Raw genomic sequence first — 16,016 nt, 5'->3', positions numbered from 1 at the left:
CGTATCGAAAATCTATGAGCCCGCCGCGCCCGACAGGAGGCGGGGACCACCGGCGCCGTCCGCGCCCGCGAAGGTGCGGTCGAGCAGCATGGCGGCGTCGAGCAGGCGGCGGGTATAGGCGTGCTGCGGCCGGTCGAAGACGTCGTCGCGCGTGCCGGTCTCGACGATGCGGCCGTTCTCCATCACCGCCACCCGGTCGGCCACCTGCTCCACCGCGCCGAGATCGTGCGAGACGAACAGGCAGGCAAAACCGTAGCGGGCCTGAAGATCGCGGAAGAGCTTGAGGATCTGCTTCTGCACGGTCATGTCGAGCGCGGAGACGGGTTCGTCGGCGACGACGAAGGCGGGGCGGCTGACGATGGCGCGGGCGATCGCCACGCGCTGGCGCTGGCCGCCCGAAAGCTGGTGCGGGAAGCGGTCGGCAAGTTCCGGCGCAAGCCCGACCTCGGCGAAGACCTCCTCCACCCGCGCCTGCCGCCGTGCCCGGTCCAGCGCCGGATCGAGCTTCAAGGGTTCGCCGACGATGCCGGCGATGCGCTGGCGCGGGTCGAGCGAGGAATAGGGATCCTGGAAGACGATCTGGATCGCCTGGCGCAGCGCCCGGCCGCCGGCATCGCGCCGGTAGGCGAGCGGCGCGCCGCGGAAGGCCATCGTGCCGCCGGAAGGCGTCACCAGCCCGACGATCGCCCGGCCGAGCGTCGTCTTGCCGGAGCCCGAAGCGCCGACCAGCGCCAGCGTCTCGCCGCGGTTGATGGCAAGATCGACGCCGTGCACGGCGCGCTTGCCCGCCGCCCGGCCGAAGAGCCGTGCGCGGCCGGGATAGTCGATGACCACGTCCTTCAGTTCGATCAGCGGCTCGGCCGGCGCGCCCCCCGACCGGCTGCCGCCGGCGCTGCGGCGCGGCAGGGCGTCGACGAGGCGCCGGGTGTAATCGTGTTTCGGGGCGTGCAGCACTGCCCGGCTGTCGCCCTGCTCCACCGCCCTGCCCTTGTGCATGACGACGACGTTGCGGACATAGTGCGCGACCATGCCGAGGTCGTGGCTGATCAGGAGGACCGCGGTGTTGTTCTCCTGCGTCAGCTCCACCATCAGGTCGAGCACGTCGCGCTGGATCAGCGTGTCGAGCGCCGTCGTCGGCTCGTCGGCGATGAGCAGCGCCGGCTTCAGCAGCATGACGGAGGCGAGCATGATGCGCTGGCGCATGCCGCCGGAGAATTCGTGCGGGAAGGCGGCAAGGCAGCGCGCCGGATCCTGGATGCGGATGCGCTCCAGCATGGCAAGGCTCATGTCGCGGATCTCGGCCTTGCCGAGCTTCCTGTGCAGCGCCAGCCCCTCGGCCATCTGCCGGCCGATGGTCATGGCGGGGTTGAGCGAGACCATCGGCTCCTGGAACACCATGCCGATGCCGGCGCCGCGGATCTGCCGCAGCGTCTCCGGCGGCGCGCTGACGAGGTCGGTGCCCCTGAAGCGGATGCGGCTTTCCGGCGTCGCCACGAAGGGCGGCGGCAGGAGGCCGAGCACGGAGCGGGCGGCCATGGTCTTGCCGGAGCCGGATTCGCCGACCAGCGCCAGCATCTCGCCGGCCGGCAGGGAGAAGTCGAGGCCGTCGACCACGGTGAGGCCGGCCTGCCCCATGCGGACGGAGAGGTTTTCGACGGAAAGCACATTCTCGATGCCAGCCATGGGATCAATCCTGCATCTTGGGGTCGAGCCAGTCGCGCACCGCATCGCCGAGCAGGTTCACGCCGAGCAGCGTGATGGAGATGCACAGGCCGGGCAGGATGATGATGTGCGGCGCCTGGTTGATGTAGGGGCGGCCGGTGGAGAGCATGTTGCCCCAGCTCGGCGCCGGCGGCGGCACGCCGAGGCCGAGGAAGGAGAGCGCGCTTTCCGACAGCACGACCCAGCCGAACATCGTCGTCGCCAGCACCATGATCGGCGCGAGACAGTTGGGCAGCACATGGCGCAGCATGGTGACGATGCCGCTGTTGCCGATCACCCGCGAGGCCTCGACGAATTCCCGCTCGCGGATCGACAGCACCGTGCCGCGCACGACGCGCACGGCGACGGGCATGTAGGCGATGCCGAGCGCCACGATGATGCCGTTGCGGCTGGCGCCGAACACCGCCATGAAGCCGAGCGCGAGCAGCAGGCCGGGAAAGGCGAGCAGCGCGTCGTTGACCATCATCAGGATGCGGTCTGTCCAGCCGCGCAGGAAGCCGGCGAGCACGCCGAGGACCGTGCCGAAGACGATGGCGAAGACCACGGTGGCGAAGGCGATCCAGGCGCTGGTGCGCGCGCCGTGGATCAGCCGGCTGAGGAGATCGCGGCCGAACTCGTCGGCACCGAGCAGGTGCGCCGCGGACGGGCCCTGGAGACGGGCCATGAGATCGAGCTTCAGGGGATCGTAGGGCGCGAGCCACGGGCCGAAGACCGCGACGAGGAGGAGGAGGCCGACGACGAGGATGCCGATCAGGCCGTTGAAACGCAGTGCCGGAAGGCCGAATGCCCGCGCGATCATGCCGTCACCCTTGGATCGAGAAGCGGATAGAGGAGATCGACCAGGAGGTTGACCACCACGTAGAGGAAGGCGGTGAACAGCATGCAGCCCTGCACGACGGGATAGTCGCGGGCATAGATGCCATCCACCAGCAGGCGGCCGAGGCCGGGAATGGTGAAGACGGTCTCGATGACGGCGATGTTGGCGAGCAGGCTGCCGAGCACGAGGCCGATCAGCGTCAGGGTGGGGGCGAAGGCGTTCTTGAAGGCATGGCGCCACATGACGGTCGCCTCCGAAAGCCCCTTGGCCCGCGCATGGGTGATGTATTCCAGCCGCGCCACCTCGATGGTGCTCGCCCGCGCCATGCGGGTGATCGAACCGGATTCCACCAGGACCAGCGTCACGACGGGCAGGATGATATAGAGCAGCGCGCTGCCGAAATCGCGGCTGAACGGCACGTAGCCGACCACCGGCAGCCAGCCGAGCTGCAGGCCGAAGATCAAGAGCAGCATCAGCCCGAGCCAGAAGCTGGGGATGGAGAGCAGCAGCGTCGAGGTGGCGATGACGGCGATGTCGCCGGCGCGGTTCTGCCGCCAGGCCGCGAACATGCCGGCCGGCACCGCGATCAGCGTCGCGAAGAAGACGGCGATGAGGACGATGGTGGCCGAGACGGAGAAGCGGTCCAGCATCAGCGGCAGTACCGGCTGGCGCGTCGCGATCGACCGGCCGAAATCGCCGGTCAGCACGTCGCCGAGCCAGTAGAGATATTGCACGACGATCGGCTGGTCGAGGCCCATCTCGGCGCGCAGCGCCTCCAGCTGGCCGGGCTGGGCGAGGTCGCCCAGCATCAGCGCCGCCGGATCGCCGGGGATCGCCCGCATCAGCGCGAAGACGGTGACGGAGACGAGGAACAGCGTGGGGATCGCCGTGGCGATGCGGGTCAGGAGGAAGCGGACCATCGTTTCCCCCTGCCGAGCGTTTCATCGGCGGCGCCGGCCGCGCGGGCGAAGGCGTCGCCGTCCATCGCCAGCTCATAGCGCGTGAAGGTGCGGTTGATCGCCGGCAGCGGGGCGATCTCCATGACGCCCTTCGCCGGCTCGCAGAGGATCATCGCCACCGTCGCCGAGAGATTGCCGCCCTCCTTGGCGAGCGGCGCGCGGCAGACGCAGAAGGGCGCGGCGAAATCGTCGAAGAAGGCGCGCTTCAAATCCTCGACGCCGAGCTTGCCGCCGCTTTCCCGCAGGACCGTCAGGACGCGGTGGTCGCGGTAGAGGCTGTCGGGCACATTGGCAAGGCCGGTTTCCTTCAGCTTGGAAAGGGCGACGGCGCTCTGCCAGTGGTTGGCATGCACGATCATGCCGTCCTGCGGATAGATCGGGAAGGCCTCGTCGGGCGCGCATTCGAGATCGACCGCATAGCCCTCGGCGGTGCTCAGCATCATGTTGTTGGAGCCGGATTTCGGCGTGATGGCGACGACGCGCAGCGCCATCGCGAAATGCCGCGCCTCCAGCGCCCGGCGGCGGATGAAGGGCAGCGGAATGCCCATCTCGCGGTAATCGCGGTCGCTTTCGAGATAGTTGGCGGTGATCGTGATGCCGGCGGCGTTGAAGCCGCTGCGGGCAAGGCCGCCGGCCTCGGTGAAGGTCAGGATGTCAGGCCCGTCGTCGCGCAGGATGCGCAGCACGACGGAGGTATCGGCGCATTCGGCGCGCCAGTCCCAGTTCTGGCCGTGGATGACCGTGCCGTCGCGCGTCACCTCCGGCAGCAGCACGGCGCCGGTGCAGCCGTCCGGCTCCTCGTCGGCAATGCCCGCCTCCAGCCTTGCAAGCTGCAGCACCTCGGTGCGCGCATTGACGAGAACGATGGCCGAGAGGCCGGTGCCCGCCCCTTCGGCAATGCCCTCCATCTCCGTCACCAGGTCCGGCGCCCAGTCGCGGATGCGCGGCAGGAAGGCGGCGACGAGGCGCTCGATATTGGCATCGTCGAAGCCGAGCTTGTGGAGCTGGCTGGTGTAGAGGCCGGCCGAGAGGCGGATGCGCTCACGCGCCTTCTCGCCATACAGGCGGCCACGCTCGCGCGGCGGGCCGCTGATCTCGATAAGGGGGAAAGGGGTGATCTCTGCCATATGCCGCTGCCTCGGTTCCGTCTTTGATTGCAGCTTAATGCATTTTGTAGATATGAAAAGCACTAATTTTGGAAATTTATCGGGTCGCATTGCGTTGTGTTCGCGCTATAATGCAAATGAATATGAGGGACCCATGGACGATACGGACCTTTCGGACGCCGAGCAGGCGGACGGCCCCAGCACCCTGCAGCTCGATCTGGCCCGCCGGATCATCGACCGGATCCGCGATGCGGACCTGACGGTCGGCACCCGCATTTCGGCGCCCGAGCTGGCGCGGCTCTTCGGCGTGTCGCGCTCGCCGATAGCGGGCGCGCTCGACCTGCTCGTGGAAAAGGGCGTGCTGCAGCCGATGGAGAAACGGGGCCTGCGCGTCGCGCGCGACGTCTCGACGCTCGACCTTGCCGAAATCCTGCCGGTCTCGCCGATCGAGGACCTCTACCGGCGCATGCTGCGCGAGCGGGCACAGGGCGCCCTGCCGCAGGACGTGTCGGAGGCCGAGCTCATGCCGCGCTACGGCGTGTCGCGCGGCACCGTGCGCAAGCTCCTGATGCGGTTCGCCGCCGAAGGGCTGGCGCAGCGCCTGCCCGGCCATGGCTGGCGCTTCGTCGATACGCTGGTCGGCGACGACGCCTATCGGGAGAGCTACGAGTTCCGCGCCATCGTCGAATGTTCGGCGCTGCGCACGCCGTATTTCAAGGTGGACAGGGAGATCGCCGCGCAGATCCGCCGCGCGCACGAGCGCATCCTCGGCGATCCCGCCAGCCGCTCGGGCAGCGACGAGTGGTTCCGCGTCAACGCCTTCTTCCACGAGAACCTTGCCGGCTTTTCCGGCAACCGGTTCCTCACCGACGCGATCCGCCACCAGAACAACCTGCGCCGCATGCAGGAATCGGCCGCCTTCTTCGAGCTGCCGGCCGAACGCATCGAGCAGTCCTGCCGCGAGCACCTCGCCATTCTCGATGCGGTGGAAAACGGCGACCTCGACTGGGCCGAGGCCCTGCTGCGCCAGCACCTGAAGCAGGCGCTGGAATACGGCACGGGCGACCGCGACTGACGCCCCGAGAAAACCTTACCGGCCGCGGCGGGCGCTCTCGGCAGGCAAGGGCAGGCCGCTGAAGGGCTTGATCTCCTTGAGGACGAAGGTGGTCTGCATCTCCTTGATGCCCGGCAGCCGCCGCACGACGCTCATGGCGAAGTCGGAATAGGTGTCGAGATCCTGCGAGACGACCTGCAGCAGGAAATCCGCATCCCCCGCGATGCTGTAGCAGGCGGTGACGCAATCGAGCTTCATCACCTCGCTGGCAAAGGCCTCCGCCTCCGCCTCGGTGTGGCTGTCGATCTTGACGCGGATGAAGGCGAGGACCCCGAGGCCGATCTCCCGCCGGCCCAGCACCGCCATGTAGCGCTGGATGATCCCCTCGTCCTCCAGCTGCCGCACCCGCCGCCAGCACGGCGAGGCGGACATGCCCACCGCGCCCGAAAGCGCCTGGTTGCTCAAGCGCCCGTCCTCCTGAAGCGCCTTCAGGATCCTCACATCCGATGCGGCGAGCGTATCCGGCATATCCTGCCCCTGTATTTGCTATAAAGGGCAGATCCTACCTTTCTTTCGACCTTTCCAGCAAGATCAGAAAGAACCTGCCCGTCGTCCCCCTGTAGTCTTGCCGGCATCGCAATACAGGAGAAAGGCCATCATGCTCCAGGACGTCCGCCTCGCCATCATCGTCAATCCCGACCTGCCGCCGGGCCATCTCGCCAATACGATCGCGGCCGTCTCGATCGGCATGGGGGCGGCCATGCCGGCGCTCGGCGCCCGCCAGCTCACTGACCGCCGGCAGGCGACGATCGACATCAGCGCCGACAGGCCCGTGCCGGTGCTGCAGGCGGACAGCCGGACGATCGGTGCGCTGCTGGCCAAGGCGCTGCCGCGGCAGGACGGCCGCGTCATCGTCGCCTTCCCGTCCTTCGCGCGCGCACTGCACAGCTATGCCGACTACGAGGCGACGTTCCCCGGGCGCGATCTCGGCGAGGAGACTATCGACGGGCTCGGGCTCGTCGGCGAAGACCGATGGATCAAGTCCCTGACGGGTTCCCTGAAACTGCTTCGCTGACAACTACGCCGCCGGCGGGTGGGCGACGGACACGAGGTTTTCCCAGCCCGCCATGGCGCAGCCGGCGATGGCCAGCAGCGTCTCGCGGGACGCGCCGTCGCGCGCCTGGATGGAAAGGCCGTGCTGCACGGTGACGACATAGGCCGTGATGGCCTCGACATCGGCCGTCGCGGGGAGATCGCCCTCCGCGACCGCCCGCCGCAGGCGCTCCCGCAGCACGGCCGTGGTCGCCGCGCGATGGTGTTTCAGCGCGTCGCATATGGAGGGACTGGACCCTTCCGTCTGCGGCGCGGACAGCACGACCAGGCAGCCGCGGCGCTTTTCGTCACCCGCGAAGGCCTCTGCGGTGGCGCGCAGCAGGTGCGCACAGGCGGCTCGCGCGGTCGGGGCGGCCGGCACGCCTTCCCAGATGTCGCAGCCTTCCGTTGCGGAATAGAGCGTCAGCGCCTCCTGGAACAGCGCTTCCTTGCTGGTGAACGCCGCATAGAGGCTGGGCGCGTTGATGCCCATCGCCTCGGTGAGGTCCGCAAGCGAGGCGCGCTCGTACCCCTTCGCCCAGAAGACCTCCATGGCCTTGCGCAGGGCCGCGTCCCTGTCGAACGCCCGGGGTCGGCCACGTGGCGCCATTTCAGTCTCCTTTCTGTATCGCTCGATAAATAAATCACTTGACGCGCTTCGGCAAGACGGCCAGTAATTCTGTATCGATCAATACAGAAAGGCAGGACATGGCAAATCTCGACGGAAAAACCGCCCTCGTCACCGGCGGCAGCAGGGGCATGGGCGCGGCGATCGCCCGGCGGCTGGCGCAGGAAGGCGCGCGCGTCACCCTCACCTATGCCAGCGCGGAGGCCGCGGCCGCGGCCACCGTTGCGGCCATCGAGGCCGCCGGCGGGAAGGCCGTCGCCATCAAGGCCGACAATCGCGACGCCGCGGCCCTTGCGGCGGCCGTCGACGCAACGGCGAAGGCCGAAGGCCGCATCGACATCCTCGTCAACAATGCCGGCATCTTCCATGCCGCGCCGCTCTCCGACCTGACGCTGGAGGATTTCAACCGCACGATCGACGTCAATGTGCGCGCCGTCTTCGTCGCCACCCGGCAAGCCATCGCCCACATGCCCGATGGCGGCCGGATCATCACCATCGGCAGCAACCTGGCGCAGCGCGTGCCCTGGCCGGGCATCAGCCTCTATGCGCTGAGCAAGGCGGCGCTGTCGGGCTTCACGCGCGGCATCGCCCGCGACCTCGGGCCAAGGGGGATCACCGCCAACATCATCCACCCGGGCTCGACCGACACGGACATGAACCCGGCGACAGGCGAGACAGCGGACATGCAGCGCGCGACGATGGCGATCCCGCGCTTCGGCAGCCCGGACGACATCGCGGCATTCGTCGCCTGGCTGGCAGGGCCAGAGGCCCGCTTCGTGACGGGCGCCGAACACGTCATCGACGGCGGCACCAACGCATAGGACGCGCGGTGCGCGCCTCTCATGGAAGACGCGGACAGCGGGAGCGGCCGATGCCCTTCCGCTGTTTTCGCGTGAAGGAAAAGGGATCGTCGCGAGGCTTCGGGGCAGCACGATTCCAGCGCATTGACTTTTGTCAGCGACAATGAATAATGTCAAAATCCCTTCGCGAGAGACCCTTGATGCCCATCCGCGCCAACGACCAGATCATCCACAAGGCCGCCTGGCTCTATTATACGCATGGGCTGCGGCAGGATGAAGTGGCGCAGAAGCTGGAAATCTCCCGCGCCTCCATCGCCATGTATCTGCGCAAGGCGCGCGAGATGGGCATCGTCACCATCACCACCTCGACGGACCTCTTTTCCGACGACGTTCTCGCCCGCGAGCTGGAGGACGCCACGGGGCTGACGACGGCCTGGCTGGTGCCGGAGGACCGGCAGGCCATGGACCCGGCCGCCGAAATGCCCGTCGTCGCCGCCTCGGTCTTCCTCGAACTCATCAACAAGGGCGACCGGATCGGCGTCGCCTGGGGCCGCACCGTCTATCACATCGCCGATGTCATGCCCTTCGCCGATCTCAGCGGCGTCACCGTCGTGCAGCTCTGCGGCAATCTCGGCGCGCCCTATTCCTATCGTCCGGACCAGTGCACCACGGAAATCGCCCGCCGCCTCAATGCGGAGGGCATCAATTTCTATGCGCCGCTCGTGCTGTCCTCCGAGCGGCTGGCCGAGGAGCTGCGCGGCGAGCCGGTCATCAGGGAACAGCTCGCGACGATTTCCGACTGCCAGCTCGCGCTCTATTCCGTCGGCGGCATCGAGGATGACAGCCATCTCGTCAAATGCGGCGCGCTCTCGGCCGCCGACATGCATGCGATGGGCGAGCGGGGCGCGGCCGGCGTCATCGCCGGCCAGCTCATCGACCACGACGGTCAGTGGATGGACTGCGAGCACAACCGGCGCTGCATCTCCGCCGACCTCGCCTCCATCCGCGCGATCCGCAAGCGCATGCTCGTCGTGCAGGAGGACAGCAAGTTCGAACCGCTGATGGCGGCGTTGAAGGGCGGCTTCGCCTCGCATCTCATCGTCACGGCATCGATGGCGCGTCGGGTGCTGGACCGCTGGAACCGCGAGGGGCTCGGCAAGGCCGGGCGCTGAGCCAGGAAAATGTGCGGTCCGCCGATGCCGGCCGGGCCGGTTTTATCGGGAGGCTGAACACGATGGAAAATCTCTGGCGCGACGACGAGGCGGAACAGGTCGTCGCCGGCTATGCCGCGAAGGGCGTCAACCGGGACCTGGCGCTGCGCACCTATACGACGCGGCTCCTCGGCGGCGAGCCCCGGCTCGTGCTGCATGGCGGCGGCAACACCTCGGTGAAGACGGAGATGACCGACCTCGTCGGCGACGTGCATGCCGTGCTCTGCGTCAAGGGCAGCGGCTGGGACATGGGCACGATCGAGCCGCCGGGCCTGCCCGCGGTGAAGATCGGCCCGCTGCTGAAGAGCCGCAAGCTGCCAAAACTCTCGGACGAGGACATGGTGACGCTGCTGCGCGCCAACCTCATCGATCCCGGCGCGCCGAACCCGTCCGTCGAGGCGCTGCTGCACGCCTTCCTGCCGCACAAATTCGTCGACCACACCCATTCGACCGCCATCCTCGCCATCGCCGACCAGGCGGAGAGCGCAAGCATGTGCGCCGAACTCTTCGGCAAGAGGATGGGCTTCGTGCCCTATATCATGCCCGGCTTCGCCCTCGCCAAGGCGGCCGCCGAGGTGTTCGACCGGGACCCGACGGTCGAGGGCCTGATCCTCGACAAGCACGGCATCTTCACCTTCGGCGAGACGGCGAAGGAAGCCTATGACCGGATGATCCACCATGTCACCCTGGCCGAGGATCATGTGAAGCGGAACGGCCGCAACCCGTTCACGCCGGCCGCGCTTCCCGCCGTGCTCGCCGACCCCGGCGACATCGCGCCGATGCTGCGCGGCGCCGTCGCCGTCGACAGGGGCGAAGGGCGCTACGACCGCATGGTCAGCGTCTTCCGCGCCTCCCCGGCGATCCTGGATTTCGTCAACGCGGCGCAAGTCGCGGACATGGCCGCCCGCGGCGTCTCGACGCCCGACCTCTCGATCCGCATCAAGACGGGGCCGATGGTGCTGCCGGCCCCGGCGAAGGACGACCTTGCCGGCTATCGCGCCGTGATCGACGAAAGGGTCGCCGCCTTTGCGGCCGCCTACACCGACTATTTCCGCAGCAACGACGCCCGCGACGACGTCAGGCGCGTCATGCTCGATCCGATGCCGCGCCTGACGCTGGTGCCCGGCCTCGGCATGTTCGGCCATGGCCGCACCTACAAGGACGCGGCGATCGCCGTCGATGTCGGCGAGATGTGGATCGAGGCGGCGCGCGACGCGGAATCCGTCGGCCGCTTCGAGCCGGTCAGCCGGCCGGACCTCTTCGACCTCGAATACTGGTCGCTGGAGCAAGCGAAGCTGGCGGGCGCCAGGCCGAAGCCGTTCACCGGCCAGGTCGTGCTCGTCACCGGCGGCGCGGGCGCCATCGGCGCGGCGATCGCCAAGGCCTTCGTGGCGGAAGGTGCGCATGCCGTCGTGCTCGACCTCGACGGCGGGAAGGCGGCGGCGGTGGCGAAGGCCGCCGGCAACCATTCGATCGGCATCGCCGCCGACATCACCGACCCCGCCTGCGTGCGCGCCGCCTTCGATCAGGCCGTCACCACCTTCGGCGGCGTCGACATCGTCGTTTCCAATGCGGGCGCGGCATGGGAAAGCCCGATCGCCACGATGGACGACGCGTTGCTGCGCAAGAGCTTCGAACTGAACTTCTTCGCCCACCAGAGCGTCGCGCAGAACGCCGTGCGCATCATGAAGGCGCAGAAGACCGGCGGCGTACTGCTCTTCAACGCCTCCAAGCAGGCGGTCAATCCGGGCGCGAAATTCGGCGCCTACGGCCTGCCGAAGGCCGCGACGCTGTTCCTGTCGCGGCAATACGCGCTGGAGCACGGCGCCGACCATATCCGCGTCAACGCCGTCAACGCCGACCGCATCCGCTCGGGCCTGCTCAACGACGAGATGATCGAAAGCCGCGCCGCGGCCCGCGGCCTTTCCGTCAAGGACTATATGGGCGGCAACCTGCTCGGCCTCGAAGTGACCGCCGAGGACGTCGCCCGCGCCTTCGTGCACCACGCGCTCGCCGAACGCACGACCGCCGACGTGACCACCGTCGACGGCGGCAATATCGCGGCCGCGATGCGCTGAGCTATCGAAGAGAGACGGCGAAGGGGCGGCTTGCGGCTCGCCCCGAAACCCTATCGAAGAAGCCGGCGCTCGAGAAACGACTGCATGTCCCGGCGGCCGTCGACGACACAATAGATGGCGACGTCCGATCCCATGATGCGGTAGATCATGCGCCAGGGTTTGTGATGGATCTCGCGATAGTCGCCGATCCCGATGGAAACCAGTTCCTTCGGGATGTTCCCGCGCTCCGGGAATTCTTCGAGGCTCATCGCGGCCGCCTCGATCTCGCCGAGAATGCGCTCGGCGGTTTCCGCCCCGTCGCGGCGGGCGATGAAGCGATAGAGGTCTTCGATATCCCGTTCGGCGTCCTCGGAGAGAAGAACGCGCCAGCCCATCAGCGTTCGGCGAGGCGCCGGCGGATCTGCGCGAAGGCTTTACCGGCGGGGCGCACCTTGCCCTCGTCCACCTGGCGATTGGTCAGCGCCAGGACCTTGAGGAGGGCCAGGGTCTCCTGGGTTTCTTCATATTGGCCGACGTCCTGAAGCACGGCCTTGGCCTCGCCATGCACGGTCAGCACCACGGGCCGGCGGGTTTCCGCCAGAGAGCGGACGACCTCTGGCGCATGCGCTTTCAAGTAGCTGATCGGCCGGACCTGTTCGGAAAGCTTCATCGCGACGGCTCCTTTGGACCAGATATAGTCCTTTAAATGGTCCGGGACAACCTTGGGCCGAACGGAAAGGGCGGCCTTGTGGACCGCCCTCCCGCAACCAAAACGTGCCCGAAAAATCAGGGCTTCGGCATCCAGGCCGGCATGGCGACGTCGGCATGGGCGAACTGCGGCAGCTTGGCGCCGAGCTCCTCCATGTTCTTGATATCCTGGTCGTTGAGGTCCTGCTGGGTGATCAGCGTCGGCGGCACGATGACCTGCTTGCCGGGATCCTCGCCGGCGAGCAGCATGGCCAGCGAGCGGACGGAGACCTGGCCGACCACGGCCGGGTTCGTCGCGGCCGTCGCGACCCAGGCGGAGCCGGATTCGCGCATGGCGGCGATATCGGAGGTCGAGATGTCGGCCGAGTAGATCTTCACGCTGGAGGAGAGGCCCGCCTCGTCGACGGCGATCTTCACGCCCTTGGCGAATTCGTCATAGGGGGCGAACATCACGGTGATGTCGGGATTGGCGGAGATCACCGAGCGGGCCTGGTTGGCGACCGAGTTGGCGATCGGGTTGTCCATCGTGCCGAACTGGGCGGCCTCGTTGATGCCCGGATACTTCGCCTTGAATTCCTTCCAGGTCTCGTCGCGGCGGTCGAGCGGCGCGATGCCGGCGACGTAGACATAGCCCGCCTTGAAGCTCTCGCCATTGTCCTTGATCGCCTGTTCGAGGGCAAGGCGCGCGAGGTCGCGGTCGGACTGCTCGATCTGCGGGATCTTCTCGTTCTCGACGTTGACGTCGAAGGCGACGACCTTGATGCCGGCATCGACCGCGCGCTGGGCGGCCTCCTTCATGGATTCCGTCAGGCCGTGCTGGATGATGATGCCCTGAACGCCGAGCGCGATCGCCTGGTCGACCATGTCGGCCTGGAGCGCCGCGTCCTGGCGGCTGTCGAAGACCTGCAGCTCCACGCCGATGGCTTTCGCCTGCGCCTCGACGCCGGCGAGATAGGACTGGAAGAAGTCGCCGGTCGAAAGGTAGCGCACGAGCGCGATCTTCACGTCGCCGGGCTTGTCGAAGGGCGCCGGCATGTCGGCGGCGAAGGACGGCACGGCGAAGGCCGCCGCGCCCATCAGCCCGAGCGTTAATTTGCCCAGGGTTCTGCGAGTAAGGTTCATGTCAGTCTCCTCCACTGGTGAACTTTTGGTTGTCCGCTGAGCGGTCTCAGCGTTTGCCTCTTTTCGAGAGCGCAAAGGTGAAGATCAGGGCGATGACGAGCACGGCGCCCTTGATGAAATCCTGCGTGTAATAGGGCGCGTTCATCATCGTCAGGCCCTGCAGGAGGATGCCGACGAAGAGCGCGCCGACGGCGGTACCGAAGGCGTTCGGCTTGGCCGCGCCCAGCACGGCAAAGCCGATCAGCGCGGCGGCGACGGCGTCGAGAAGCAGGTTGTTGCCGGAGGCGATGTCGCCGCGGCCGAGGCGGGCGGCGAGCAGGATGCCGCCGATCGAGGCGAAGACGCCGGAGATGATGTAGGCCGAGATCTTGTAGGCGTTGACGGGGGCGCCGGCGAGGCTCGCCGCCCGCTCGTTCGAGCCGACGGCGTACATCATGCGGCCGAAGCGGGTGTATTCCAGGAAGAACCAGATGACGATGGCGAGCACGATCAGCACGACGACCGAGACCGGCACGAGATTGGGCAGGACCAGATCGAAGCGGTGGCGGCCGAGCGCGAGGAAGGCGGGGCTGAAGGCGCCCGTCGCCGTCGAGCCGTCCGGCAGCGTCATGCCGGTCGCGATGGAGCGGCCCTCGGTCGGGATGCGCTGGAGGCCGAGCAGGAGGAACATCATGCCGAGCGTGGCGAGAAGATCCGGCACGCGCATGTAGACGATGATGATGCCGTTGACGAGGCCGACGAGCACGCCGACGGCAAGGCAGACCAGCGTCGCCGTCAGCGCGTCGCCGCCCATCACCACCATGACATAGGACGAGGCCATCATCGCCGTGGTGGCGACGGAGCCGATGGAAAGGTCGAAGCCGCCGACGACCAGCGTCGCCGTGACGCCGAGCGCGAGGATGCCGGTGATCGAGACGGACTGCAGGATGAAGACGGCGCTCTGCGGCGAGGCGAAACCGCCCGTCACCAGCGAGAAATAGAGCACCATGCCGGCGAGCAGCACGAGGAAGCCGTATTTGATGGCGGCTTCCCTGACATTGAGGGCCGGCGGCGGGACGGGGACGGCGGCCGCCTGTTTGCTCTGTTCGCTGCTCATGATGCATGGACCTGTTGATAGAATTGCCCGGCGATCTCGGAAAGCAACCGCTCGACGTCGATATCGGCGTTGCGGTGCGCGCCGACGATGGTCTGCTCCGACATCACGAGGATGCGGTCGGCGACCTCGAAGGCTTCGTCGAGTTCGGTCAGGAAGAGGATGGTGGAGCGGCCGGCGGCCGAGGCGCGCAGCTTCTCGCCGATGTCGCGGCGGGCGGCGATGTCGACGCCCTGGAACGGTTCGTCGAGGATGAGGAGGCGCGAGGGCTCGGAGAGCCAGCGGCCGACCATGACCTTCTGCTGGTTGCCGCCCGACAGCGTCTGCATCTCGTCGCGCTCGCTGCGGCAGACGACGCCGAGCGCGTCGATCTGCCGGCGCGCCTTCGCCCTCTCCGCCCGGCGGCTCGCGACGCCGAAGGCCGACAGCCGGCGCAGGAACGGCAGGCTGATATTCTCGTAGATGTTGAAATCCGGCACGATGCCGCTGATCGCGCGGTCCTTGGCGACGAGGAAGACGCCGCGGGCGATCGCCTGGCCCGTGCTTTGCGGCGCATAGGCCCGGCCGTCGAGCGTCATCTCGCCCGCCGCCGGCGCGCGGGCGCCGAAGAGCGTCTCGGCGAGCGCCGTCTTGCCGACGCCGACGAGGCCGGTGACGGCGACGATCTCGCCGTCGCCGAGGTCGAAATCGAACGGCCGCGCCTGCTCGGAGAGCTTCAGGCCCCGCACGCTGAAGACCGGAGCGCCCGCCTCGCGCACCGCGACCGTGCCGGCCGAGACCTTGCGGCCGAGCATGGCGTTGACCGCGCCCTCGTAATCGAGCTCCGGCCCTTCGAAACGGCCGGTGATGCGGCCGTCGCGCAGCGAGAGGATGCTGTCGGCAAGGCGGCGGATATCCGACATACGGTGCGAGATATAGAGAATGGCGACGCCGCGTGCCTTCAGCCGGTCGACGAGATCGAACAGGCGGTCGGCCTCGGTGCTGGAGAGCGAGGAGGTCGGCTCGTCGAGGATCAGAACCTTCGGCTCGTGCGCCATGGCCCGCGCGATCGCCACCATCTGGCGGTCGGCGAGCGTCAGGTCGTTGATGTTGGCGGCAAGATCGATGGCAAGGCCCATGCGGGCGGCGACAGCTGCGGCCTCGCGGCGCACCCGGCGCGGATTGAAGAACAGTTTCGCGCCGCGCCCGTTCAGTCGGTCGAGCGTGAGGTTGGTGGCGACGTCGAGATCGGCGACGACGCCGTCATTGATGTTCTGGTGCACGGTGACGACGCCGGCGCGGATCGCCTCGGCGGGCGTTGCCGGCTCGAAGGACTGGCCGGCGAGCGCGATGGCGCCGGCATCGCGCGTGTAGACGCCGGAAAGGATGCGCACGAGCGTGGACTTGCCGGCGCCGTTCGCGCCCATCAGAACCGTCACCGCGCCGGCCCGAAGGTCGAGGTCCACCCCCTGGAGCACCGTCACCGGCCCAAAGGACTTGCGCACGCCCTCGATGCGAAACACCGCCTCACCGCTCATTCTTTCCTCCCGATGACGGCAGGTTAGGATAGGCTCTCATCAAATGTCAAGGCCATTGACATTTGACAGAATGCTGCCTTAGCTGTGCGCAAGGATGGTGGGACGACAGGCGGCGGAGGCCGCGTCCCGT

16 protein-coding genes are annotated in these 16,016 nt (G+C 67.7%); 5 read left to right on the top strand and 11 right to left on the bottom strand.

Going from position 1 to position 16,016, the window contains the following annotated elements:
• Positions 1-12: 12 nt before the first annotated feature.
• Genes WMC41_RS28390 through WMC41_RS28375 form a run of 4 tightly spaced genes read right to left on the bottom strand, consistent with a single transcriptional unit; the run spans position 13 to position 4,625 of the window.
• The gene (locus WMC41_RS28390; protein ID WP_432349798.1) at positions 13-1,683 is read right to left on the bottom strand and encodes an ABC transporter ATP-binding protein; all 1,671 of its coding nucleotides are present in this window, start codon (positions 1,681-1,683) and stop codon (positions 13-15) included.
• 4 nt (positions 1,684-1,687) lie between these two features.
• The gene (locus tag WMC41_RS28385; protein ID WP_272808858.1) at positions 1,688-2,521 is read right to left on the bottom strand and encodes an ABC transporter permease; all 834 of its coding nucleotides are present in this window, start codon (positions 2,519-2,521) and stop codon (positions 1,688-1,690) included.
• Entirely contained in the window at positions 2,518-3,459 is a 942-nt protein-coding gene (locus WMC41_RS28380; RefSeq protein ID WP_432349797.1) for an ABC transporter permease, read from the bottom strand. Before WMC41_RS28380 ends, WMC41_RS28385 begins: the two co-directional genes overlap by 4 nt.
• Complete coding sequence (locus tag WMC41_RS28375; RefSeq protein WP_288082364.1) at positions 3,441-4,625, bottom strand: C45 family autoproteolytic acyltransferase/hydolase; 1,185 nt, start codon at positions 4,623-4,625, stop codon at positions 3,441-3,443. Before WMC41_RS28375 ends, WMC41_RS28380 begins: the two co-directional genes overlap by 19 nt.
• A gap of 133 nt (positions 4,626-4,758) precedes the next feature.
• Here WMC41_RS28375 and WMC41_RS28370 point away from each other — a divergent pair, with 133 nt between their 5' ends.
• The gene (locus tag WMC41_RS28370) at positions 4,759-5,679 is read left to right on the top strand and encodes a GntR family transcriptional regulator (RefSeq protein WP_272808856.1); all 921 of its coding nucleotides are present in this window, start codon (positions 4,759-4,761) and stop codon (positions 5,677-5,679) included.
• Between the two features lie 15 nt (positions 5,680-5,694).
• Here WMC41_RS28370 and WMC41_RS28365 read toward each other — a convergent pair whose 3' ends face one another.
• Positions 5,695-6,186 (bottom strand): Lrp/AsnC family transcriptional regulator, encoded by a 492-nt coding sequence (locus WMC41_RS28365; protein WP_432349796.1) that lies wholly within the window; start codon positions 6,184-6,186, stop codon positions 5,695-5,697.
• A gap of 130 nt (positions 6,187-6,316) precedes the next feature.
• Here WMC41_RS28365 and WMC41_RS28360 point away from each other — a divergent pair, with 130 nt between their 5' ends.
• Entirely contained in the window at positions 6,317-6,733 is a 417-nt protein-coding gene (locus WMC41_RS28360) for a DUF2000 domain-containing protein (protein WP_432349795.1), read from the top strand.
• A 3-nt stretch (positions 6,734-6,736) separates the two neighbouring features.
• Here WMC41_RS28360 and WMC41_RS28355 read toward each other — a convergent pair whose 3' ends face one another.
• Complete coding sequence (locus tag WMC41_RS28355) at positions 6,737-7,360, bottom strand: TetR/AcrR family transcriptional regulator (RefSeq protein ID WP_244769092.1); 624 nt, start codon at positions 7,358-7,360, stop codon at positions 6,737-6,739.
• A 98-nt stretch (positions 7,361-7,458) separates the two neighbouring features.
• On the opposite strand from WMC41_RS28355, the gene WMC41_RS28350 reads away from it, so the two are divergent.
• The 3 genes from WMC41_RS28350 (at position 7,459) to WMC41_RS28340 (ending at position 11,467) form a co-directional block, all read left to right on the top strand.
• Entirely contained in the window at positions 7,459-8,199 is a 741-nt protein-coding gene (locus WMC41_RS28350) for an SDR family NAD(P)-dependent oxidoreductase (RefSeq protein ID WP_432349794.1), read from the top strand.
• Positions 8,200-8,378: 179 nt separating this feature from the next.
• The gene (locus WMC41_RS28345) at positions 8,379-9,350 is read left to right on the top strand and encodes a sugar-binding transcriptional regulator (RefSeq protein ID WP_064329097.1); all 972 of its coding nucleotides are present in this window, start codon (positions 8,379-8,381) and stop codon (positions 9,348-9,350) included.
• Between the two features lie 62 nt (positions 9,351-9,412).
• Entirely contained in the window at positions 9,413-11,467 is a 2,055-nt protein-coding gene (locus tag WMC41_RS28340; RefSeq protein WP_432349793.1) for a bifunctional aldolase/short-chain dehydrogenase, read from the top strand.
• 50 nt (positions 11,468-11,517) lie between these two features.
• Here WMC41_RS28340 and WMC41_RS28335 read toward each other — a convergent pair whose 3' ends face one another.
• The 5 genes from WMC41_RS28335 to WMC41_RS28315 all read right to left on the bottom strand — a co-directional run bounded on the left by WMC41_RS28335 (position 11,518) and on the right by WMC41_RS28315 (position 15,886).
• A complete protein-coding gene (locus tag WMC41_RS28335) occupies positions 11,518-11,841 on the bottom strand; it encodes a type II toxin-antitoxin system RelE/ParE family toxin (RefSeq protein ID WP_432349792.1) in 324 nt (107 codons plus the stop codon).
• A complete protein-coding gene (locus tag WMC41_RS28330; RefSeq protein WP_432349791.1) occupies positions 11,841-12,116 on the bottom strand; it encodes a type II toxin-antitoxin system Phd/YefM family antitoxin in 276 nt (91 codons plus the stop codon). Before WMC41_RS28330 ends, WMC41_RS28335 begins: the two co-directional genes overlap by 1 nt.
• Before the next feature lie 116 nt (positions 12,117-12,232).
• The gene (locus WMC41_RS28325) at positions 12,233-13,276 is read right to left on the bottom strand and encodes a substrate-binding domain-containing protein (RefSeq protein WP_244769087.1); all 1,044 of its coding nucleotides are present in this window, start codon (positions 13,274-13,276) and stop codon (positions 12,233-12,235) included.
• Between the two features lie 46 nt (positions 13,277-13,322).
• Positions 13,323-14,372, bottom strand: coding sequence for an ABC transporter permease (locus WMC41_RS28320; protein WP_432349790.1), 1,050 nt, complete (start codon positions 14,370-14,372; stop codon positions 13,323-13,325).
• Positions 14,369-15,886 carry a sugar ABC transporter ATP-binding protein gene (locus WMC41_RS28315; protein ID WP_432349789.1) on the bottom strand — a complete coding sequence of 506 codons (1,518 nt, stop codon included), beginning with the start codon at positions 15,884-15,886 and terminating at the stop codon, positions 14,369-14,371. The genes WMC41_RS28320 and WMC41_RS28315 overlap by 4 nt, the downstream gene beginning before the upstream one ends.
• Positions 15,887-16,016: the final 130 nt, after the last annotated feature.

Origin of the sequence: Shinella yambaruensis (genome assembly GCF_050859155.1) — a bacterium.
Classification (GTDB): domain Bacteria; phylum Pseudomonadota; class Alphaproteobacteria; order Rhizobiales; family Rhizobiaceae; genus Shinella; species Shinella yambaruensis.
Note: the sequence above shows the minus strand (reverse complement) of the source record. Positions and strands in the feature narration are given on the sequence as shown.